We start from the raw sequence: 23,275 nt of genomic DNA, 5'->3' as shown, positions 1-23,275 counted from the left end.
CCCACGACATGGTGTGTGAAGACCAATGTGTTTACAAAGCTATATTTGGTAATGTTAATTGTCAACCAATTTGGAATAAAAGGTTAACTTTTTTATTTTGGTTTTTAGTATAAACCCGGCAAGTACCTGACCAATATAGCCTCATGGTAGTTGCGATAATACCTGTGGAAATTAGGCTCTTAATCTTGTAAGTGTTTGTAAACAAATATAAATATATCTGTATTTTATTTTGCCCTTCCTTTTTGTATTACCATTAGCGTGTAACATTTTGTTTTGGCATGTCCAAAAATTATTACCAAAAGGTTGACCTTTGGATTTTTTGTTGTAAGTATTAAGTAAACCAGATGTAAATTCCGCCGTTGCCCCAGAGGCTAGGTTGTTAGCGGAAATGTAAATTTAACCAGTGAGAATTTATTCATGACACACAAACTATCTAAAATCACACTCGGCCTTTTATCCGCAACCACTATTGGCTTTTCAACGTATACGCTGGCTCAGGAGACAGAGTCTGCAGAAGCTTCAGAACCCGATGTAGAGGTTATCGAAGTCAGTGGTATCCGCAGTTCTCTTACCGGCGCGCTGTCAGAAAAGCGTTCGTCTGATAACCTTGTTGAGGTAATAAAAGCTGTCGATATTGGTAAGTTACCTGACCAGAACCTGGCCGAAGTGCTTGAAAATGTCACAGGTATTCAGATTACCCGTGAAGCAGGGGTTGGTACCGGTGTTCAAATCCGGGGTACGAATGCAAACAGAACAGAAATCAACGGCGTCTCGACAGTCAGTTCTGGCGCTGGCCGTGGTGGTATCGATTTTGAAGATGTGTCAGCGGCCATTATTTCTGCAGTTGAAGTTATTAAGGCGCCTGAAGCAAAAACCGTCGAAGGTTCTGTGGGAGCGACAATCAACCTGCGTACAATCCGCCCTTTGCAACTTAGCCAAACGCTGGGTTCGCTCCAGGTTCAGGGCGAAGACAGCAGTCTTTCTACCGATGGTATCCAGCCAAGAGTGTCCGGTGCATTCGGCGATGTGTGGTTTACCGACATTGGTGAAGTTGGTGTGGTATTTAGCGGAAGCTACAGCGAACAGGATGTAACCGCGTTTCGACCCCGGGCAGACCGCGATAATCTGATAGCGTCTGACAGCGGTGCCGCCAGCGCACAGTCTTTCGACTTCCTGCCAATTCAGTTTTTAAACCAGGATTATGATAATTTCGAATATGAAACGATGAACATTGCCGGTAGCCTTGAGTGGGCGCCAAACGATAATACCCGGCTGTTTTTTGATGTTGTAATTAATGATCAGGAGCGACGTCAGGAAAGTTCCCGTGTACAAGCCTCCGGCGTCAGCGCGCTGAACAATATTGCGGTACCGGATGAGTTCGAAGATGTCGATTTCGGTTCGCTGGGCGGAACAGACCTGGGAAGTATTCAGGCTGCACTCTCTGGGGTCATACCGGTAGACCTGAACGATGATGATGACGATCCAAACTTACGTTTCTCAAGCGACACCAACTCCCGTATCACCAAAAGCGAAGTCTTTCGGTTAGGTGGTGACTGGCAGGGTGACAACATGTCAGTCTTTGCTGAGGTGTCCAGGTCCACATCCGACTCAACTACTCCGAGCTTTAACACAACGCTGAACTTCATTAACCCGAATGCGCCAGTGGACGCGGGGGGCGGTAATGATAACAGCGTACCGCTGATTTATGACCTGTCAGGCGGCTCGCTGTCCTACGGCGTAGCGTTCGGTGAAGCGTTCGCGCCGACCCAGGCAGATTTACTGAACCCGAATAACGTGGTGCTGCGTGATGTCAATATTGGCCAGGATGTGGCGGAAAATCAGGAAGATGCCTTCCGCGTTGATATAAGCTATGACGTCGACTGGGGACCGATGACGGTTGTTGATTTTGGCTATCGTTATAGCAAAACCACCAGTCTGCGGGACCAGATCCGCACCAATGTTGGACTTCGAAGCATGGATGACAGTCCGCGCGGTAGTCTGTTTGCTGATATCCTGACAGCAGGCCCTGATAACTTTAATGATGCAGATGGCCGCGCGCTGTATGTCCGGGACTTCCTGTTGATTAACCCGGAGCTTGCCGCGTCTGATCCGCAGGGGGTACTAAGTACCCTGAATGGAGCAATCACTGAACATGGTGGTTCACGCGCTATTGATGATCCGTCATCCAGCGTCAGTGGGTTCTTTGATATTGAAGAACAAACGGATGCACTTTACGCGCAGGCTAACTTTGAATGGGGAATGTTCCGCGGTAATGCCGGCTTCCGCTATGTCGATACTGAAGTGACGTCGGTAGGGAATTCCACCACAGAAGATGCCAATGGTAACGAGATCGTTGAACGGGTTGTCAGTAAAGGCGACTATGACTTCTTTTTGCCGCGCCTGAACATAGTGGCGGAAGTTGCTGAAGATGTCATCGTGCGCTCTGGCTGGTCTAAAGATATCAGGCGCCCCAACTTCTCTGACCTGTCCACATCGGTGACGTTCAGTACCAGTCCCAATCCGCCGGTAGCAATCGGTAACCCAGGCCTTGAACCAGAAGAAGTGACCTCGTTCGATCTGTCGGTTGAGTGGTACTTTGCCCCGGCAAGTCTTCTTAGTGCCGGTATCTTCCATAAGAAACGCGACAACTTATTTGTAGCGCAGGAAACGTCGCCATATGAAGATCCACAAACCGGTTTCCGGGACACGACGGCCCCGTGTGAACAGGGGGGGATATTCAATCCAATTGCTGATGTTAACGTATTTGGCCCCAGCGGTGGTGTAGGGGTTTGTGTTCCGACACAAACGGTTATTAATGACTCTGCCGAAACGACCCAAAAGGGTCTGGAGCTGGCATTCCAGTATGACCTGTCAGTATTCGAAGAGTCACTGGGCTGGGCATCAGGCTTTGGTATCATCGCGAACTACACGAAACAGGAGTTTTCTGGCGGTGAGGCAACGAATACAGCAACCAGCCGCGCAGCCAACGTCTTCGCCGCGACAACGGGTAACAGTGACATAGAAGTGGAGGCAGTGCAGGGCTTGCTTGACCTGTCTGAGAATGCCTACAACTTTACCCTTTATTATGAAAAGTACGGTTTGTCTGCCCGCGCGCGTTATACATGGCGTGAGGCATACCGGTCAGAGGACTTCGGTAGCACCAGTAGCTATCCATGGGGATTCCCGGTTGTTCAGGATGATCGTGGGCAGTTGAACGCCAGTATCAGCTACGACGTCAATGAAAACCTGAGTGTAGGCGTGGAAGGCGTGAATATAACCAAGTCGGATGTCAATCAATACTGTGTTAACGAAGGCGCACTGCTATGTTTTCAGGGCCTGACGGATCGCAGAATTACGTTTGGCGTGACTTACCAGTATTAACACACGTCAGGCACGTAGCGCGTCAACCCGCGCTACGTGCTGCATTGACTCGGTTTTAAATAGTGCTATATAACCAATTTTGGATTGCATTATTACCAATTTAAGGTATGTTGGACCGTCTTATCGAATCTGAGATAAGCGTTTGTTATTATCAGATTCTGAACCGGGCGCAACCTTCCTTAAATTGAAGGACAATAATATGAAAAGCCGACGTATGTTTTGGCAAATCGCAGAAAAAATTGAGGCATTGATCAAGTCAGGTACCTATCCTCCTGGTAGTCGGTTGCCGCCTGAACGTGAACTTGCCGAGACCTTTGATGTTAGTCGCCCCACCATCCGTGAATCGATCATAGCGCTGGAAGTCAAACACCTTGTTGAAGCCAGGACAAGTTCAGGTGTGTATGTTCTTGAACCACCAAAGAATGACAGTGAAAGCGAAGGATCGGACATCAGTGCGTTTGAGCTTACCCAGGCGCGCGCGCTCGTCGAAGGCGAGGCTGCCGCACTTGCAGCCCTTTCTATTTCCGAAGGTGAACTTGCGACCTTAAAAACTACACTGGAGGTCATGGAGTCCGGTGTGGGGGCAGAAAAAGCCGACAGAGAATTTCACCTGGTTATTTCGAGAGCGACCAGAAACAATGCGATCGTGCTTGCGGTGCAGAAGTTCTGGACGTTACGCGACACCCTTCCTCAAATACAGTCTGCCTATGCCAACGTGTGCACGCAGTCGGATAAAGACCGGCTTAATGAGCATAAAGCGATATATACGGCATTGAAAAATAATGATGCTCAGGCTGCAAGAACCGCTATGCATGCGCATTTTAACCGGTTGATCAATGCGTTGTTTGAACTGAGTGAGAAGCAGGCGTTAGAAGAAGTAAGAAAGAAAACCAGCCAGACGCGTGATCTTTACTCTCTGCGGCACCTGGTGGGTTAAACGCCACCGTACAGGTGCCAAAAAAGGTTGTAATAGCAGGGTGTAACGCAGGCGGTTGTCACGTGCCTGATAATTACGCGAGCGCTGTTGCGTGCATTCAGTGCTTATTGCCATGTTTTACGTTCGCTCATAGCGAGAAAAGCAGAAATTAGCGGCAAAAAGAGGTGGCTGAATGCGTGAGCTTTGACTATTTGTTAATAGTCACTAATAAGAAAAAGTCGTATACCATTGAGTTTGATTGCAGTCGCCTACTCGAAATTTAAAAGCAGTCCCCTGCCAACGCGAATTTTAATGGGGCTGAGTGGGTTACTATTTGTTTTTGTTGCTCCCCTGACCCTTTATCGCCTGTTCATACTCGACTGGCAGGTGTTTGCCCTCGACGTATATCTGATAGGCAGTGCTGCACTTATATTTACCTGTGCATATCGACAACAGTATATCGTTTTTTCCAAACTTTATATGTGTTTGCTGGTGTCACTAGGATCGGCCATGACAGTGCTCCTCGGTGGCGCGCACCAGGTCTACTGGATATACCCTGCATCTCTGACCATGTTTTTTTTAACCTCGACACGGGTTGCCTATCTATACGTTCTATTGATGTGCGCGCTGATTATACCGACCTTACAGGCGTCACTGACCACGCTGGAGTTTATTAATATTTTTGTTGCCCTGTTTGGTACCACATTCTTTATTAATGTATTTGCCAATGAAATCAAATCAGAAAATCGCAACCTGGACCTGTTAGCAACGCAGGACTTTTTAACCAAAAGTGGTAACAGAAGAGCCTTTGACCATGCGCTGGAAATGACACTGAAAGAATCGGTGATACTCAATACGCCCAGTTGCCTGATCGTCATTGATATTGATAATTTTAAATTACTGAACGACAACCATGGCCACAGTGTCGGGGATGCGGTACTAAAACACCTCGTTAAATCGGCGCAGACAGTGCTGCGTAAAACCGATACCGTGTACCGCATCGGTGGTGAGGAATTTGCCATTCTGATGGAAGACGCCTCGCTTGATGATGCGAGAGGCCTGGCAGAGAAAATCCGCCAGACAATAGAAGCGGATAGCGCAAAAGCAACACCTTATTACACGATCTCGCTGGGTATTGCTGCTTTGGTATCCGGTGAAAATGGTTGTGACTGGCTGAATCGCGCAGACAAGGCCATGTATGAAGCCAAGCGAAGTGGTAAAAACCGGGTGGTGGCAAATACATGATCTGGCAGACTTGTAGGCCAGGAGCTGCCATCAACGCACTGGCGGCAGGTAGCACTGGGGAGGCCTGCAGTCAGGCATAACGCTGATTAATGAAACCTGTCTTTAATCAGCGTAAGAAGTAACGCATCCCGGTAAGCGTTGCGCATCATCGCACTTATAACGTTTCTCCTACCGGGTTTTCTGCGTTACCCTGTCATCGTCACAAACTCTTCGGCGCTGGTCGGGTGAATGGCGACGCAGGCATCGAGATCGGCTTTGGTAGCGCCCATCTTTATTGCTACCGCAAAGCCCTGCAGCATTTCGTCCATACCATGACCAATACCGTGCAGGCCGATTACTTTTTCATCTGGTCCCTGGCAGATTAGCTTCATTTTGGTCGCCTGACGGTGGCGGGTGACGGCCGTATACATGGAGGCAAACGAGGAAGAGTAGACCTTGATGTTATCCTGGCCATACTGCTCAATGGCCTCTGGTTCAGTCAGGCCAATAACCCCAATGGGAGGGTGACTGAATACAACAGTTGGGATCAGCGTATAATCCAGATGCGCGTCATCCTGACCATTAAATAAGCGCTCGCACAACAGGCGGCCGGCTTTGATCGCGACCGGCGTCAGTTCAGCCTTGCCGGTGATATCACCTACTGCATAAATCTTATCTGCACTGGTGTTCTGATACTTATCAACCTGGATGGTGCCATCCTCATTGACCGTCACATCCGTGTTCTCAAGCCCAATATTGTTGGTGGACGGCGCACGGCCAATTGCCCAGATCAGACAGTCGGTAGACAGGGTTTCTCCATTACTCAGGTGCACTGTAAGCTCGCCATCATCATTCTTCTCGACCTGGGTAACTTCGGCGTGATTGTGCAATGTGGCCCCTTCAGCATGCATGATATCCACCAGCGTCTCATGAATGATGGGATCAAAATTGCGTAACGGCGCGTGTTTACGCACGACCAAATCGGTGTGGGTACCCAGGCTGTGCAATACGCCAGCCAGCTCTACACCGATATAGCCGGCGCCCACAACAACGGCACGCTTGGGCTGGCTTTTAAGGGCAAAGAAACCATCCGAATCAATGCCATGCTCTGCGCCCGGAATATCTGGCTTAACAGGATGCCCGCCGGTAGCAATGGTAATGTGTTCGCCGTAATAGCGCTCACCATTAACCTCGATGGTGTGGTTATCGATAAAGCGTGCAAAGCCTTTGATTAACGTCACGTCGTTTTTCGTCAGTACCCTGTCATAGGAGCTATGAATGCGCTCGATGTACGCCTGGCGGCTGGCAATCAGGCTGTCCCAGCTAAAATGCCGGACATCTATATCGAAACCATACTCGGGTGAGTAACGGTGGATGGCCTCGGCCACCTGGGCACCGTACCACATGGCTTTTTTTGGAACACAGCCAACATTAACGCAGGTGCCGCCAATGTCTTTGGCTTCGATGATGGCTGCGCGCTTCCCGTGTTTGGCGGCGCGGTTGGCAGAAGCAATACCGCCACTGCCACCACCAATACTTATATAGTCAAATTCCTTCATTGCAGTCTCTTTACCATTGTTATCTGAATACCCGCCCTGGTATGTTTATTTCCAGGGTAATAATACCTGCACGGGGCCCGCCCGGTTTACAGCTATGCATGTTATTCGTCAGGTCTCGCACAAAGTGGTGAGGTCAGGCTCTTGTTTTTCTACACTGTCAGCCTTACATACTCAACAACACTGATTAAAAATGAGAGACGAATGACCACATCTGCTATTGAGAATGTTGACGGGTTACCGGCGTTTTCCGACATCACGCCTGACCAGATTAAACCCGCCGTAGAACGTGCTATCGCCCATTGTAAACAGGAAATCGAGGCCGTCGTCGACTCCCAAGACTACACGTACCGTAACGTAGTGACCAGAATAGAAGATGCGGATGACCGGTTAAGTAAAATTTTTTCTCCGGTATCGCACATGAACTCGGTGGTTAGCACTGATGCGCTGCGTGAAGCCCACGACGCCTGTCTGCCGCTGTTATCAGCGTATGGCACCTGGGTTGGACAGCATGACGGTCTGTACCAGGCCTACAAGGCGCTGCGCGAAAGCGAAGAGTACAAAGGCCTCGATGAGCAGCGCCAGAAACATATCGACAATACCCTGCGCGATTTCACCTTATCGGGTGTCGCACTGCCAGAGGATAAGAAAGCCCGCTTTGCTGAAATTTCGTCCCAGCTCAGCGAACTGTCCTCGACGTTCAGTAATAATGTGATGGATGCCACAATGGGCTGGACCAAACATGTTACTGATAAGGATGCGCTGAACGGGTTACCCGACTCGGCGCTGGATGCCGCCGCGCAGGCTGCACAGGAAAAAGAGCTGGATGGCTGGCTGTTCACGCTGGATATTCCCTCCTATCTGCCGGTGATGCTGTACGCAGATAACCGCAAGTTGCGCGAAGAAATGTACCGGGCGTTTTCTACCCGTGCGTCCGACCAGGGACCGCAGGCCGGCAAATGGGATAACACCAAGATCATTCAGCAAACCCTGACGTTGCGCACCGAAATGGCGCGATTGCTTGACTTTGATAGTTATGCTGAACTGTCACTGGCTACGAAAATGGCCGAATCGCCGGAGCAGGTCATGGCATTTTTACGCGACCTTGCTGATAAATCCAGGCCTCAGGCCCAGCGCGATCTGGATGAGGTGCTGGACTATGCCAGCAAAAGCCATGGCATGAGCGATCTCAAGGCCTGGGATATTCCTTACTACAGCGAAAAGCTTAAACAGGAAAAATACACCATCAGTGATGAAATGCTGCGCCCTTATTTCCCGGAAGACAAGGTGCTGCATGGCTTGTTTATGGTGGTGGAGCGTCTGTACGGCCTGACGATCATTGAAAAGCACGATGTGGATACCTACCACAAAGATGTACGCTTTTTCACTATTACTGATGAAGCGGGTATTGAGCGCGGCAGCTTCTTTCTGGACCTGTACGCACGTCCGAAAAAGCGTGGCGGGGCCTGGATGGATGAATGTCGCGTGCGCCGTGAAAACGCCGCCGGCGAACTTCAGCTACCGGTTGCCTATCTGACCTGTAACTTCAATGCCCCGGTGGGGGATAAACCCGCGTTGTTTACGCATGATGAAGTGCTTACCCTGTTCCATGAGTTCGGTCACGGCATACATCACATGCTGACCAAAATGTCGGTTGCCAGTGTGTCTGGTGTTAACGGGGTGCCCTGGGATGCAGTTGAACTGCCCAGCCAGTTTTTAGAAAACTGGTGCTGGGAAAAAGACGCGCTGAATGAAATTTCCGGTCATTATGAAACCGGTGAGCCGCTGCCGGAAGATTTACTTGAGCGTATGCTGGCCGCCCGTGACTATCAGTCAGCCATGCAAATGGTAAGGCAACTGGAATTCAGCCTGTTCGACTTCCAGCTGCATATGCAGGATGGCAAAGACGTGGATGTGCAGGGCACACTGGATGCGGTTCGTCAGGAAGTGGCGGTACTTATTCCACCGTCCTTCAACCGTTTCCAGCACGGTTTTGGTCACATTTTTGCCGGTGGTTATGCGGCCGGTTATTACAGCTATAAATGGGCCGAAGTGCTGTCGGCCGATGCCTACAGCAAGTTTGAAGAAGACGGCATATTCAACCGCGAAACGGGCCGCGCATTTCTGCACAATATTCTGGAAATGGGCGGTAGCCGTGAGCCGATGGAATTATTCGTGGCGTTTCGTGGTCGCGAGCCAGAAGTGGATGCATTGCTCAGGCACAGCGGGATTGGTCAGTGAAGGCGGAGCACTATAGCGCCATTTACCAGCGCGCCTGCGAGCGTAAAGGTGGTGAAAGGGCACTGGAGGCCATGCTGGCCTCGCCGCTGTCTGATGACGAGGTCGCCGCTATCAGCGATGATCGTTTCTTAGCGGCGATGACCAAAAAGGTCTTCCAGTCTGGCTTTGTGTGGCGCGTCATTGAGCAGAAGTGGCCGGCATTTGAAGAGGTGTTTTTCGACTTTAATGTCGAAAAAGTGCTGCTGATGCCTGATGAAATGCTGGAACAGAAGGCCAGTGATAAGCGCATTGTCAGAAACTACAAAAAAGTCATGACCGTGCGTGACAACGCCATGATGATTAACGATGTTGCCCGAGAGCACGGCAGCTTCGGAAAATTTGTCGCCGGATATAGCAGTGAAAGCATCACTGACTTATGGTTGTTCTTAAAAAAACGTGGCGCGCGACTGGGCGGAAATACAGGGCCGTATATGCTGCGGGCACTGGGTATTGATACCTTTTTGCTGTCACGCGACGCTGAAGACTACCTGCGCAGGCACGAGGTGATAGATGGCGGTGCGGCTAGCCTTAAAAGCCTGCGCGCCATGAACAAACAGTTTGTTGAATGGCAGCAGCAAAGCGGTCGTTCGCTGACAGCGCTCAGCCAGATCCTGGCACTTAGCTGGGGCAGCAATCGCCGCTTAGACTGATTTGCGCGCTAACGCTGTTGCCACGACACATTATTCTGTACACTCTTGGCATGACTGGGGGCTCCCCATACAATATACGACGGGCAGTGAGTGGTTGACCGCACCTGCTGTACTGTCTGTCATGCGGTGAATGGAAGGTAACAAAACGTCATGAGCGACAACCAGCATCAGGCGCAAGCCGACGAGGCCGGCCAGGGCACGACTCAAACCGATTTCGGATTCAAGCAGGTCGACAAGCAGCAAAAAGCATCACTGGTAGCGAATGTATTTGATTCGGTCGCGGCCAAATACGATGTTATGAACGACCTGATGTCGATGGGTATCCACCGCTTGTGGAAGCGCTATACCATCGACTGCGCCAATGCCAGACCCGGCAACAAGGTGCTGGATATTGCCGGCGGCACCGGTGATTTAACGGCAAAGTTTTCCAGGCTGGTAGGTCCTTCAGGGCAGGTCACGCTGGCCGATATCAACCATTCGATGCTGGCGGTGGGGCGTGATAAGTTGCGTGATCAGGGCCTTATCAGCAACATCGACTATGTTCAGGCTGATGCTGAAGCCCTGCCATTTCCCGATAATCATTTTGATATTGTGACCATGGCGTTTGGGCTGCGTAATGTGACAGAAAAGCAAAATGCTCTGAACTCCATCTACCGTGTCCTTAAACCCGGCGGACGGCTACTGGTGCTGGAGTTTTCCAAGCCAACGTCCGAGCAGCTAAGCAAGGTCTACGACGCTTACTCATTCCATATTCTTCCAAAAATGGGGCAACTGGTGGCGGGCGACAGTGAAAGTTATCAGTATCTGGCTGAAAGTATTCGCATGCATCCTGACCAGGATACGCTCAAAGATATGTTTGAGCAGGCTGGTTTTGAGCAGTGTGATTATCACAACCTGACCGGCGGTATCGTCGCACTGCATCGTGGTTATAAATTCTGATGCCAGCGGCGGCATTGGTGACGGCGGCGATTGAAACCGCCATCAATAAGCTAATCAATCTGGATCCGGATACACCGGCGCGGCTCAGGCCGCTGGCCGGTAACCGGCTCTATCTGTTTATCTCACCCCTTCCACAGGGCCTGTGCCTGGTGTTTTCCGACCGTATCGATGTGCTGGCTGTCGACGAGTCAGTCACAGAAGTTGTTGCCGAATTGCCGGGCAATGCCTGTTGCATCGAGACAGAACTGGCAACACTGCCCAGCCTGACCAACACCAATGAACTGACCCGGCTTATTCAGCAAAAAAAGCTCAATGTCGAAGGGGAGCTGAGTGTTGCTCAAAAGGTCAGTGCACTGTTTCGGTCACTGGACATTGACCTGGAAGAACAGCTGGCGCGCTATACCAATGATGTCGTCGCGCATGAGGCTGGCACGCTGGTGCGGCAATTTACAGATGCATTTCGTCGTCAGGCCAGGCATACCGAAGCAGCGTTGGGGAACGCGCTGGTAGAAGAAAAGCGCATCGCAGCACACCGTTTGGCGGTAGTGCATTTTTCTGATGAAGTGGCAGCGCTGCGGGATGATGTGGCGCGTGCGAATGCCAGGCTCGAACGTCTGGAAACCAGGGTGAAAAAGAAGTAAGCATGCGTGCGTTACGGTTGTACCAAATAAATAAAGTCATGCTGGAGCATGGTCTTGATGAGCTTATCCCGCGGCGGTGGATGCCCTGGTATGTGCGCGTATTGCGTATGCTGGTGTTTTGGATCCCCAATCGTCATAAAGGTAAAAAGCCAGGCATGCGCATTGCGCTTGCCTTGCAATCCCTGGGCCCGGTGTTTATTAAATTCGGGCAAATGCTGTCTACCCGCCGGGATCTGCTGCCCCCGGAAATTGCCGATGAACTGGCAGTGTTACAGGATAAAGTGGCGCCGTTTTCCAGTGACAGCGCACAGAACATTATTAGACAGGCGCTGGGACTCAGACAGCTAAGCGAACTGTTTGTCGACTTTCAGGCCCAGCCACTGGCATCAGCATCCATCGCGCAGGTGCATGCGGCAACCCTTAAACACAACGATAAACCCGTGGTTGTGAAGGTACTGCGGCCTGGCATCCGCAAAACCATAGATGCAGACATGAAACTGTTGTTCACTCTTGCTCAGGTATTGCAGCGCTGGTTGCCTGACGGCAAGCGTTTGCGGCCGGTGGAAGTGGTGCATGAATATGAAAAGACCATTGTTGATGAGCTGGATTTGCTGCGTGAATCGGCTAATGGGATCCAGCTTCGCCGCAATTTCGAGACGTCAGACGCGCTTTATGTGCCGGAAATCTACAGCGACTATTGCCGTCAGAATGTGATGGTGATGGAGCGCATTTATGGTGTGCCGATTTCCAACATCGACGCCTTGCTGGCGCAGAATACCAACATGAAAGTGCTGGCCGAGCGCGGCGTGGAAGTGTTTTTTACCCAGGTGTTCCGTGACAGTTTTTTCCATGCTGACATGCATCCGGGTAACATTTTTGTTGCCACAGAAAACCCGCACGATCCTAAGTATATCGCCATTGATTTCGGTATTGTCGGCACGCTGAACAAAGATGACAAACGCTATCTGGCGGAAAACTTTATTGCCTTCTTTAACCGCGATTACCGTAAGGTGGCGCAGTTGCATGCTGACTCCGGCTGGGTACCCGGGGACACCAATATTGACGAGTTTGAAGTGGCTATCCGCACTGTGTGCGAGCCTATTTTCCAAAAGCCGCTGGCGGAAATTTCGTTTGGTAATGTGTTGCTGCAACTGTTTAACACCGCCCGGCGTTTCAATATGGAAGTCCAGCCGCAACTGGTGCTGTTGCAGAAAACCCTGCTGTATATTGAAGGTCTCGGTCGCCAGCTGTATCCGCAACTGGATCTGTGGAAAACCGCCAAACCGTTTTTAGAAAACTGGATGAAAGAGCAGATTGGTGTGCGGGCGATAGCCGCAAAAATACGACAGAACTTACCGTACTGGTCCGAAAAACTGCCGGAAATGCCAGACCTGCTCTACGATGGCATGCAGCAGGTAAAGCGGCTGCCGTTGCAACAGCAGCGCCAGCATCAGCAAACAACCGAGCTGCAACTTAAGGCCATCCAGTCTACGCATTTCAGTATTGTTGGCGCCACGCTGATTATAGTCAGTGCACTGTTGCCCGTGTACGAGCTTCACTGGGGCTGGTCCCTTGTCTCGGCGACCTGCGGACTGACAAGCTGGATACTCGCATGGCGCAAGGGTCAGTAAGTACCCATTAACCTGTCCTGATCCCCGGGCGCATGCATGACAATTGGGTGAATCTTTTGTGATAAATGTAGCTAAGCGGCTAATTTTTGTATCATTTATAATATTCGGTGGTATAGTGGACGAGGCTGAATAAGCCCACTGGCTTGTAATGCTCGTGATGATTGATTATTTGCTCCAGGTAAAACCGCTCAAGTTACTTTGTGATTTGTTGTAAGACGTTTGTCCAAGTTAAGTAAGACCTACTCACCGATGTCATTCCAAGCAGTGTTGATACATGCGCTTCGGCGCTTTTTGATTTGCAAGTTTGAGGTCTATACGACATGTCTAAAGTAACAGGCAGCGTTAAATGGTTTAACGCAGATAAAGGTTATGGTTTTCTGACTCAGGATGACGGCGGCAAAGACGTTTTTGTTCACTTCCGTGCTATCCAGTCTGATGGTTACAAAACTCTGCTGGAAGGTCAGCGCGTAGAGTTTGATATTGAAGAAGGTCAAAAAGGTCTTCAGGCTGCTAACGTGCAGGCGCTTTAATATCGCATCCGGGGTGGCGCTTGCTGCCCCTGCTTCCCTCCCCCCAAGGCTATTCCTGCCATTCTTCTTTAATTACAAATTGATACACAACGGCGAGCCGAATTAACTATACGTTGTCGGTAGTGGTTATGGTAGGCTGATATTGCCTTAAGTCAGAATGTATTACTCGTTCCTGCGCCAGTAGCATAACTCAGCGCTGCGAGTCAGTTGGGCAGTGCAGGTTACGGTGTATGCTGGTATGCAGATTGGTATCAATATCATGGAGAAAAAAATGCGTGTTGTTCTGGCATTGTTAATGGGGTTAATGACCTGGACGGCGAGTGCACAACAACAGGTTGTGGCAACGCTATTTGGCGATCCTGTATATGTGGAAGATATCAGCCCCTCAGAGAAACAACTCAGTCAGCTTGCGAGGCTGAATTCTGCGAGTAAAAACATGGCGCTGGCGCAGTTTCGTCACCGCGCTCTTGCCGATAAAGTCATACAGCGGGTACTCGATGACTATGCCGACAAGCGCGGTATAAAGGTTGATCAGGCGCTGGTAGCAAAGTTTAAGGCCCGGTTTGCCGCATCACTGAACTCTCCTTCTATGACCGAGTCTGAGCAGCGCACAGCGGATGAAATTGCGACTAAACAGGTACTTCACTGGCAAATTGATAAAGCCCTCTATCAGGAGTTTGGTGGCACGGTGGTGTTCCAGCAAAGCAACCCTCAGATGCCAGCCGGTGCGTATGAAATATTGCTGAAGCAGTATCAGCAGCAGGGCGCATTTATGATAACCGACCCACGTTATCAGGCAGTATTCTGGGAAGCCATTGAGCCGCCTTATCCATTTGAACTGGCACCGGACAAAATTGATTTTAGCCAGCCTTGGTGGCTTAACTAAATAAACCACAAACCCATGCATTTTCCCGCTATGCTAAAAGTAAATCGCAAAGATCTTGTGGCGGAGCAGCACCAATGAAACTAATGGCACTTTTGCTGATGTGCCTGGTATGCAGTGCAGTCATGGCGGGACAGCGTTGCGGCCCCTATTCCTGTCTGGAGTTGACTAAAATGCCAGACGGAACACAGGTTAGGGTCGTGCCTATCGAACTTGGCGAGTATGCCTGTTATGTACGATATGAAAACACCTGGCTGGTTGATGAATATGTCACGCTGGCGATGGGGCCTGTGCGCTTGCGTGAGCACTACCCGCCGCGCTCCCTGCTGTTTCGGTGTGATCCCCTGCCGGGCTGTGCAGCCTGGATGCGAGCAAGAAAAATGTGTGAGCAGCCATTAACGCAGTAACATTGCCAGAACTTGGGCCTGATCAACCTTTTTACCCACAATTTCAGTTACACTGGAGCCATTGAAAATTAACAGGCGTAGATCAATGGCAACGACAGCAGGCAACTGGGACGATATCCTTCTTCTTGATAAGCAACTGAGCGACGATGAGCGTATGATTCGCGACAGCGCCCGTGACTTTTGTCAGCAGTCGCTGATGCCGGGGATCCTCAAAGCGAATCGTGAGAGTCATTTTGATACCGGTATTATGCGTCAGTTTGGTGAGCTGGGGCTGTTAGGTGTAACCGTACAGGGCTACGGCTGTGCTGGGGTAAATTATACGTCATACGGACTGATTGCCCGGGAAGTCGAACGTGTTGACAGTGGTTACCGCAGTGCTATGAGTGTGCAGTCCTCGCTGGTCATGCATCCCATCAACGCCTTTGGCAGCGACGCCCAAAAAGACACCTATTTGCCGAAACTGGCAACGGGCGAATGGATTGGCTGTTTTGGCCTGACCGAGCCTGATGCAGGCTCAGATCCGGCGGCAATGAAGACCCGTGCAAAGAAGGTCGACGGTGGCTATCGCTTAACCGGCAGTAAAATGTGGATCACCAACTCTCCTGTCGCCGACGTGTTTGTGGTGTGGGCGAAAAACCAGCATGAAGACAACGCCATCTGTGGGTTTATTCTCGAAAAAGGCATGAAGGGCCTGAGTGCACCTGAGGTAGAAGGAAAATTGTCGCTAAAAGCGTCGATTACCGGTGAAATTGTCATGGACGATGTGTTTGTACCAGAAGATAATATGTTTCCCGCGGTGCGTGGCCTCAAAGGGCCATTTAGCTGCCTGAATCTTGCCCGGTACGGTATTTCATGGGGGGCCATGGGCGCCGCTGAGTTTTGCTGGCATGCGGCCAGACAATACGGCCTGGAACGTAAGCAGTTTAACCGGCCACTGGCCCAGACACAGCTTTTTCAGACCAAGCTGGCCAATATGCAAACGGATATATCACTGGGCTTGCAGGGCGCGTTACGGGTCGGGCGTTTGATTGATGAAGGTCACCTTGATCCCACGGCCATTTCCATGATGAAGCGAAATAACTGTGGCAAAGCGCTGGATATTGCCCGTATGGCCAGAGACATGCACGGTGGCAACGGTATCGCCGATGAGTACCATGTAATGCGTCACGTAATGAACCTGGAAACCGTGAACACGTACGAGGGCACCTACGACATCCATGGCCTGATTATGGGCCGTGCGCAAACCGGTTTACAGGCATTCTTTTAGCCCCCGACGAGTCCGGGTAATGCCAGACATACCCCGCATACAGGCAGTGCCAGATTACCTGAGCTTTCGCTACGACTGACGTAACACTCGCAGCGGCTGAGCTGGCAGTACGAAGGGAGCGGCAGGGGAAGACGTATCGGACTGGGCATGGATCAGCATAATTATAGCGTCATGGCATATTAAAGTCTGATCCCGCCTTGTCAGGTGGTGGCCCGGCGCGGGCAAAAGCTGCGACAATACAGTCTGATTTCTGAAAATGGACTGACATGGCACTGGTTAACAACAACGCGCTTTTTTCTTCAAAACGGCTCTCGGTAAATCTGGTTACCTATCACGAGGGGCACCGGGTACTGGAGCACAATGATCCTATGGGCAGCGGGCGATACTTTAAATTCAATGTGGTGCTGAAAAAGCCGCAGAAGGGTGGGGTGTTCTACGCTGAGCGTGTTATCTTTCGGTTATTTGACCGCATTTATTTATTTCGGCCTGACAAATACCTGCACCGTGTCAGCCGGATAGAAAAAGGAAAGCGCACACTGCTGTCTATAGCGCTATGGCTGTAAAGTCATCGTAGCGGGCAGTGGGAGCGCATATTGTCGCTGCCTGTCAGGTGCGGATTGCTGAAAACATAGGACGAAGAGCGCGGCGACAGAGGCCAGGGACTGAACGCCGCGATCTCATCAGTAATAGCTTAGCTTTTCTGCTTTTCCGGCAAAAATGCGATACACCATGAAGGTGTAAGCCAGAATACAGGGCACCACAACCACGGTACCAACCAGCAGAAAACGCAGAGACCCGGCATCTGATAAAGCATCCATAATCGTCAGTTTGCCCGGGATAACGTAGGGGTAGTAGCTGATACCAAAGGCAGCGAAACTAAGAACAAACACCATCAGTGCGATGAAAAAGGGCAGCCATTCGCCTTTTCCGTTGGCCTCAGGCAGTTTTTTCAGCAATACACCGCACATTAGCAGCAGGGCAAAGCAGGTCAGGGGGATGGCCATTAGCATAATCCCCCAGGGGGCAGACAGCCACAGGTCTCTGACATCGTCATGTAGCGTCAGGTTAGCCAGGCTCACCGCAATAATACCGGCGGCCAGCATTACCAGCCCGCGCCTTGCCCACTTATAGGCCTTTTCCTGTAATTTACCCTCACCTTTCAATATCAGCCAGCAGGCACCAATAAACGCGTAGGCAGCGGTTACACCAAAGGCTGCCAGCAGGGCAAACCCCTGTGCCCACAGATCAGTGCGCAGTCCGGTAACAAAAATACCCAGCATATAGCCCTGTGCAAGCGTGGTGAGCAACGAGCCATACTTAAAGGCGAAATCCCAGCGCCGTTTATGGCCCTGCACCACTTTGGCGCGGAAATCGAACGACACCCCACGCAGGATCAGACCAAGCAGCATCAGCGTGGCTGGGATGTACAGAGTTTGCAAAAACTGACTGTGCGCTTCCGGGAAGGCGAACAACAGTAAACCTACCGCTAGCACCAGCCAGGTTTCATTGGCGTCCCAGTAGGGACCAATTGAGGCAATCATGGCATCACGGCATTTTTCATCGCGTGGTGGCAGTAATACGCCAATGCCTAAATCATACCCATCCAGAATACCGTACAGGAGTACGGCCAGACCCAGCAGTCCGACATAGATATTGCCCAAGGTTTCAGCAGATAAACTTTCAAATGGCATAACCCCTCCCTATGCCTTGGCCGCGCCAAGCGCCGGATCTTTTATATCGGAACGCTCTTTGTCTGTAATTTCTTCAATGGCTACCGAACGGCGGCACATCAGACCCAGCGTTGCGATATAGGCCACCAGTAATATGCCGTAAAACACGACATACAGCGTTAATGAAAACGCGACATTGCCGGCTGGTAACGCCGTTACTGCATCCTCGGTGCGCAACACGCCGCTGACAATATAGGGCTGACGGCCAATTTCGGTGACATACCAGCCCGCCAGCGTTGCCACCCAGCCACTGAATGTCATGCCGATGGTGGTGTACTGCAGCCAGCGCGGCAGCGCGCCTCTGCGCCACAGATAAACACTACCAGCCCATGACACTGCCAGCATCAGCAGGCCCATACCAACCATCACCCTGAAGCCGTAAAAGACCGGTGCAACCGGCGGGTGTTCATCAGGGAATTCATTAAGCCCTTTAATTTCACCGTCAGTCTGGTGTGTCAGAATGAAACTGGCACCATTTGGTATACCAATTTCAAAGCGGTTATCCCGCGCTTCCTCATCGGGCAAGGCGAACAGCAACAGTGGGGCGCCGCGCTCGGTCTCCCACACGCCCTCCATGGCGGCGACTTTCTGCGGCTGATGTTTCAGTGTATTTAAACCGTGCATATCACCGGCAAAAATCTGTAGCGGGATAAGGATTGCGGCAGTATACAGGCCGGTTTTAAGGGTCAGCCTGGGCGCAATTTTCTCGTCACCCATAAGCATGCGGTAGGCGGACAGGCCAGCAAGGACAAAGCTTGCGGTCAGCCCTGATGCCAGCATCATATGGGCGAAGCGGTAGGGGAACGAGGGATTAAAGATTATTTCTGACCAGTCTTTGGCATACACCACGCCGTTAATAATTTCGTAGCCCTGTGGGGTGTGCATCCAGCTGTTTAGAGACAGGATCCAGAACGCTGAGGTGGTGGTGCCGAACGCGACAATAAAGGTAGACAGGGTATGTAACCAGTTTGGCACCTTACGGCTGCCAAATAACATAATGCCTAAGAAGGTGGCTTCTAAGAAAAATGCGGTAAGAACCTCGTAGCCAAGCAGTGGCCCGGCCACATTTCCTACTTTCTCCATAAAGCCTGGCCAGTTAGTACCAAACTGAAAGGACATGGTGACGCCACTGACGACACCCAGTGCGAAGGTCAGGGCAAAGACACGTACCCAAAACCGGTAGATACGCATCCACACCGGATGGCCACTAAAGTCTGAACGAAGTTTAAAATAGAAAAGAAACCAGGCCAGCGCCATCGTGATGGTCGGAAAAAGAATATGAAAACTGATATTTAATGCAAACTGCAAGCGGGAAAGCACCAACACATCCACAACAACGCTCCTCAGTTAACGGTGTTTTTACCGGTGATTAGTTTGTCTTTGAACTCAAGCATACGGCCAACCCCGGCCCCAAGTTTCATTAACTTATTAAGCTTTTCCGGACCGAGCCCCTGGAGTTCCTGCGACCATTCGGTCACCGACTCAAGCAAATCGTGAATTTCAGTCAGTTTAGACTGGGCATTGGCGTCGGACTGGTTAGCCGGATTGTCCAGAATGAGATCGCGAAGCAGACTCATAGTGGGGTCTATTTCGCGTTTGCGGCGCTCCTCAAATACCCGGTTTGCCAGCACCCAGATATCCCCGGCGGGGATAAAAAACTCCTTACGCTCGCCCGGTACCAGATGCTGCTTTATCAGGCGCCAGGACTGTAATTCCTTGAGCCCCATACTGGTATTGCCCCGCGAAATATTCAGCGCATCGGCAATTTCCTGTGCCGAAATCGGCTCGTCGTGCAATACGATTAGCGCCAGAATTTGCCCCACCGTGCGGTTAAATCCCCAGCGGCTGCCCATTTCGCCAAAATGCATTACAGCAGAAGTGAGAAGCGGTGACATGGTCATGTGCATTATCTCTATAAACTTTCAGAAATTACTGAAAGTTTATAAGGGTTCTTGATGCAGATCAATAGCCAGACAAAATTTATGTGAAATCTTATGCTGTCAAAGTGATTGTCTTTTCTGGCTGAGGCGTGCTCTTGTGTGTCTGTCAGGAGGGCCGGGTTGTGATGCACGGTAAAACAATGCGCATAACCGGTAAATGCGGTGAGTTACGGGTAAGTATTGAGCGTACGTAACGCCCGGTATGCTCGCATACGGCCACGTTATAACTCAAAAAAATGCGGGCTTAGTTAAGTAAGTACTCGGATAACTTTGCATACAGCATGTCTTTGCTCATGGGTTTAGCCAGGTAATCATTAAAACCGCTATTTTCGTAGCGATGTTTGTCCTCACTCAGCACATTCGCAGTAACCGCGATGACAGGGACTTTGTCGTTGTGCTGTTTAATAATTTTACACGCTTCTAAACCGTCCATTTCCGGCATTTGGATATCCAGCAAAACAATATCAAACGGTTTCGCCTTAAACTCTTCAACCGCAAGCAATCCGTTTTCAGCCAGCGCTAAATCCGCCCCCGTTTTTCTCAGCATTTCCTGAATGATCATGCGGTTAATTTCATTATCTTCAGCAGCCAGAATGCGCTTACCGGAAAGGTTAATATCTACATCGTCGGTATGCGTTCTGGGTTGTATTGTCAGCTGCGATCTTTTTAGCGGCAGCGTGACGTTAAACGAGCTTCCTTTTCCTGCCTGGCTTACTACGTCTATCCTGCCGTGCATCAGGTCAACCAGGAGCTTTGTGATAGACATGCCTAATCCAGTGCCACCGTATTTTCGCGTCGTCGACCTGTCAGCTTGTTCAAATCGTTCGAATAGTCGACTTAGCTGCTCGTCGGTCATGCCTATTCCCGGGTCAACAACTGTAAACTCAATCTCGTCAGATCCGGCTACGTGATCAATCGTAAATTCAATTATTCCATGGTGCGTAAATTTCACTGCGTTGGAGATGATATTGATCAGTATTTGTCTGATCCGAACCGGATCTCCAATCCAGTAATCATGTTCTGTCTTATTTCTGAAGTTTATACGTAACCCTTTTTTATGCGCTAGCATACCCATGTCGGACATGACGTGCTCGGCTAGCTCAGACAACCTGAAATCCGTTTCTTCTACGCGGAGTTTACCCGCTTCAAACTTTGACAGGTCTAAAATGTCATTCACGATGGTGATTAAGGAAAATGCGGAGTATTTAGCTTTGTGAAGTAAATCTTTGCCCTTGTCAGTCGATACTTCATCAGCTAACAACTGCAGGGTCCCATTAATGCCGTTTAAGGGCGTACGTATTTCATGGCTCATATTTGCCAGAAAATCAGCTTTAACCTTAGCGCGCGCTTCCGCCGTGATTTTGTCTTCATTAAGGTTGCTGATCACCTTATACAGGTTATCACTCATCAATTGCAGCGTATTTGCTAACACCTGAATTTCAGTCGCAGCATTTTGAGCTGAAAATTCATTTTTTACCCTGGGAAGGTAATTGGTTGACTGGTCGGTCAGTGAAATAATAGGGTTAATAACTCTGCGCTTCACAGCATGCGTTGCAAATGCCATCAGAGAAATTAATGATAATATTGCCAGCAATATAGTGATTAGCTCAGTATATTGCATAGCGTCGTACTTTTCCCGTCGTTGAGCAAGTAACTGGTTTTCCTCTCTGTCAAATGCGTCGAGCAACGCGCTTATTTCGTCCATGAGTTCCCTGCCGATATCGGTATTTACAATACGCATGGCTTCTGCTTTTTGTCCGTTTTTGGCAAGGTTTACCGTTTGCTCAAGCTTCTGCAATTTTTGATCAATTAAATCAGACAACTCGCTCAGGCGTTGTTGCTGACGAGGATTATCTGACGTTTTATTAAATAGTTTCTGAAGTGTATCCCGTGATGACTTAACCCCTGCATGGTAGGGCTCCAGATAGCGCTCTTTCGACGTTAGAAGATAGCCTCGCTGGCCTGTCTCGGCATCTTTAAGACTGGTCAGCAAATGGCTGCTCATAGTCAGCACTTCGTAAGTATGTGTTAACCATTTCTCGCTTTGTTTAGAGTTTTGATTGCCAACAATGACAACACTGATGCTTAACAGGCCAGCAACAATGGCCAGTGTAATAAACACACTGAATGACTGTCTGAGGCTGAATTGCATGGTTACCAACTAGCTCCTTGTTTCTAAACACCTTTTCGTAAAAAGATTAGCCACAAATGAAACCGGGACTAAACAGTGCACGAGCACCGTGGCAACCGTGCGTGCTACCAGCGCTGGATCATGCGTGCGTACACTTCCGGGTCAAGCAGGCTGGGGCGGATGCTGCCACTGTCAGCAATCAGTGGTGCCACGTCCTGCCAGTCATCATACTTTTTACCGTCTACATAAAACGACGATGCATCGCCAGTCTGAGTGGCGTCCAGCGGGTAGGTATAATTGAGGGCGTCAGCGTCTTTTACTTCATGTGCAACGTCGCTGCTCGAGATATAGTCAGCGACACCGTCGCCGTCAACATCGCGGGTCAGCCAGGCAATACCGAGCAGCCGGTTAAAGCTGCCGTCACGCTGCATCGTTGCAATGGTTTCGTCAAAGCGGGTGATAACAGTCTGCGCGTCGGCGTGTTTTTTATTTAACGACAAATGCAGTCCGGTTGAAACCAGTGGCGCGGCTGAGAGCAGGAGTAACTCCTCACCATCACGGCTCAGCAGCCGGTTAAACTCATCAATCAGCAGTCGCGTGGTGATAAGGTAGGGCGCGCGATCATCGGCAATCTGACGAAATACGTCAAAAGAAGAAGGATTACGCGACCACTTAATGTCTTTTATCAGCCGGAAGCGGGGCGTGTTGGCGAAGCGGTTTTCTATGGCAACCCGGTAATCGTGCAGGTGCGGGATCAGTTTCACCCGCTGCACGCTCTGTGCTTTGCTGGCGGCGTAAAGGTAAGCTGGCAGGTAAGGTTTAGAGTAAACAAAGTTGGATTTTCTGTCACCCAGATCAAGATAAGCGAACTCGCCGTCGGCTCGGCCTGATAGCAGTGAACTCCCTAAAAACGCCTGGCGCATGACATTGAGTTGCAGGTCCTGGTCCATACGGGAAAACGCTTCGCGAATGATTTGACTGAGCCTGGCCGGCTCACCCTCATCATCCACATAGGTGGTGAACGGCGACGCCGCCAGCGTGAGTGATTCTGCCTGTACACTACTTACCTGAGCAATAAGCAGAAAACCTAGCAACCAACTTTTTCGCATGACGACGACCTGCTCTGTTGATGGGATAACCTGATGATTTAACGAGTATAACAGCTATTG

General features: G+C 50.3%; 19 protein-coding genes. 13 read left to right on the top strand and 6 right to left on the bottom strand.

The window, feature by feature from the left end; all coding sequences use genetic code 11:
- Nucleotides 1-417 precede the first annotated feature (417 nt).
- The 3 genes from IE054_RS07515 (at nt 418) to IE054_RS07505 (ending at nt 5,542) form a co-directional block, all read left to right on the top strand.
- On the top strand, nt 418-3,381 hold the full coding sequence (locus tag IE054_RS07515) for a TonB-dependent receptor (protein WP_189404946.1): 2,964 nt from the start codon (nt 418-420) through the stop codon (nt 3,379-3,381).
- Between the two features lie 199 nt (nt 3,382-3,580).
- Nucleotides 3,581-4,318: a FadR/GntR family transcriptional regulator gene (locus IE054_RS07510; RefSeq protein ID WP_189404944.1), complete on the top strand. Its 738-nt coding sequence runs from the start codon at nt 3,581-3,583 to the stop codon at nt 4,316-4,318.
- Nucleotides 4,319-4,807: 489 nt separating this feature from the next.
- Entirely contained in the window at nt 4,808-5,542 is a 735-nt protein-coding gene (locus IE054_RS07505) for a GGDEF domain-containing protein (RefSeq protein ID WP_189404942.1), read from the top strand.
- A 185-nt stretch (nt 5,543-5,727) separates the two neighbouring features.
- Here the strand turns inward: IE054_RS07505 and gorA are convergent, their stop codons facing one another.
- On the bottom strand, nt 5,728-7,080 hold the full coding sequence (gorA, locus tag IE054_RS07500) for a glutathione-disulfide reductase (RefSeq protein ID WP_189404940.1): 1,353 nt from the start codon (nt 7,078-7,080) through the stop codon (nt 5,728-5,730).
- Between the two features lie 201 nt (nt 7,081-7,281).
- Here gorA and prlC point away from each other — a divergent pair, with 201 nt between their 5' ends.
- The 10 genes from prlC (at nt 7,282) to IE054_RS07450 (ending at nt 16,868) form a co-directional block, all read left to right on the top strand.
- Nucleotides 7,282-9,318 (top strand): oligopeptidase A, encoded by a 2,037-nt coding sequence (gene prlC / locus IE054_RS07495; protein WP_189404938.1) that lies wholly within the window; start codon nt 7,282-7,284, stop codon nt 9,316-9,318.
- The gene (locus tag IE054_RS07490) at nt 9,315-10,007 is read left to right on the top strand and encodes a DNA-3-methyladenine glycosylase I (protein ID WP_229805037.1); all 693 of its coding nucleotides are present in this window, start codon (nt 9,315-9,317) and stop codon (nt 10,005-10,007) included. Before prlC ends, IE054_RS07490 begins: the two co-directional genes overlap by 4 nt.
- Before the next feature lie 150 nt (nt 10,008-10,157).
- Nucleotides 10,158-10,946: a bifunctional demethylmenaquinone methyltransferase/2-methoxy-6-polyprenyl-1,4-benzoquinol methylase UbiE gene (gene ubiE, locus IE054_RS07485; RefSeq protein ID WP_189404936.1), complete on the top strand. Its 789-nt coding sequence runs from the start codon at nt 10,158-10,160 to the stop codon at nt 10,944-10,946.
- On the top strand, nt 10,946-11,587 hold the full coding sequence (locus IE054_RS07480) for a ubiquinone biosynthesis accessory factor UbiJ (protein WP_189404934.1): 642 nt from the start codon (nt 10,946-10,948) through the stop codon (nt 11,585-11,587). Before ubiE ends, IE054_RS07480 begins: the two co-directional genes overlap by 1 nt.
- Before the next feature lie 2 nt (nt 11,588-11,589).
- The gene (gene ubiB / locus IE054_RS07475) at nt 11,590-13,218 is read left to right on the top strand and encodes a ubiquinone biosynthesis regulatory protein kinase UbiB (protein ID WP_189404932.1); all 1,629 of its coding nucleotides are present in this window, start codon (nt 11,590-11,592) and stop codon (nt 13,216-13,218) included.
- A 320-nt stretch (nt 13,219-13,538) separates the two neighbouring features.
- Nucleotides 13,539-13,748, top strand: coding sequence for a transcription antiterminator/RNA stability regulator CspE (gene cspE / locus IE054_RS07470; RefSeq protein ID WP_189404930.1), 210 nt, complete (start codon nt 13,539-13,541; stop codon nt 13,746-13,748).
- 238 nt (nt 13,749-13,986) lie between these two features.
- Nucleotides 13,987-14,634 carry a hypothetical protein gene (locus tag IE054_RS07465; protein ID WP_189404928.1) on the top strand — a complete coding sequence of 216 codons (648 nt, stop codon included), beginning with the start codon at nt 13,987-13,989 and terminating at the stop codon, nt 14,632-14,634.
- A 74-nt stretch (nt 14,635-14,708) separates the two neighbouring features.
- Nucleotides 14,709-15,038: a hypothetical protein gene (locus IE054_RS07460; RefSeq protein ID WP_189404926.1), complete on the top strand. Its 330-nt coding sequence runs from the start codon at nt 14,709-14,711 to the stop codon at nt 15,036-15,038.
- An 85-nt stretch (nt 15,039-15,123) separates the two neighbouring features.
- Complete coding sequence (locus IE054_RS07455; protein ID WP_189404924.1) at nt 15,124-16,305, top strand: acyl-CoA dehydrogenase; 1,182 nt, start codon at nt 15,124-15,126, stop codon at nt 16,303-16,305.
- Between the two features lie 266 nt (nt 16,306-16,571).
- Nucleotides 16,572-16,868: a 2OG-Fe(II) oxygenase gene (locus IE054_RS07450; RefSeq protein WP_189404922.1), complete on the top strand. Its 297-nt coding sequence runs from the start codon at nt 16,572-16,574 to the stop codon at nt 16,866-16,868.
- A 117-nt stretch (nt 16,869-16,985) separates the two neighbouring features.
- Here the strand turns inward: IE054_RS07450 and IE054_RS07445 are convergent, their stop codons facing one another.
- From IE054_RS07445 to IE054_RS07425, 5 genes are all read right to left on the bottom strand, one after another.
- Nucleotides 16,986-17,996, bottom strand: coding sequence for a cytochrome d ubiquinol oxidase subunit II (locus tag IE054_RS07445; protein WP_189404920.1), 1,011 nt, complete (start codon nt 17,994-17,996; stop codon nt 16,986-16,988).
- A 9-nt stretch (nt 17,997-18,005) separates the two neighbouring features.
- The gene (locus tag IE054_RS07440; RefSeq protein WP_189404918.1) at nt 18,006-19,367 is read right to left on the bottom strand and encodes a cytochrome ubiquinol oxidase subunit I; all 1,362 of its coding nucleotides are present in this window, start codon (nt 19,365-19,367) and stop codon (nt 18,006-18,008) included.
- An 11-nt stretch (nt 19,368-19,378) separates the two neighbouring features.
- The gene (locus IE054_RS07435) at nt 19,379-19,936 is read right to left on the bottom strand and encodes a GbsR/MarR family transcriptional regulator (protein ID WP_189404916.1); all 558 of its coding nucleotides are present in this window, start codon (nt 19,934-19,936) and stop codon (nt 19,379-19,381) included.
- Between the two features lie 283 nt (nt 19,937-20,219).
- A complete protein-coding gene (locus IE054_RS07430; RefSeq protein ID WP_189404914.1) occupies nt 20,220-22,127 on the bottom strand; it encodes a CHASE3 domain-containing protein in 1,908 nt (635 codons plus the stop codon).
- A gap of 104 nt (nt 22,128-22,231) precedes the next feature.
- A complete protein-coding gene (locus IE054_RS07425; RefSeq protein WP_189404912.1) occupies nt 22,232-23,215 on the bottom strand; it encodes a substrate-binding periplasmic protein in 984 nt (327 codons plus the stop codon).
- Nucleotides 23,216-23,275 lie beyond the last annotated feature (60 nt).

The organism is Alteromonas halophila (assembly GCF_014651815.1).
GTDB classification, from domain to species: Bacteria; Pseudomonadota; Gammaproteobacteria; order Enterobacterales; family Alteromonadaceae; genus Alteromonas; species Alteromonas halophila.
This window is presented reverse-complemented; position numbering and strand designations above follow the sequence as displayed.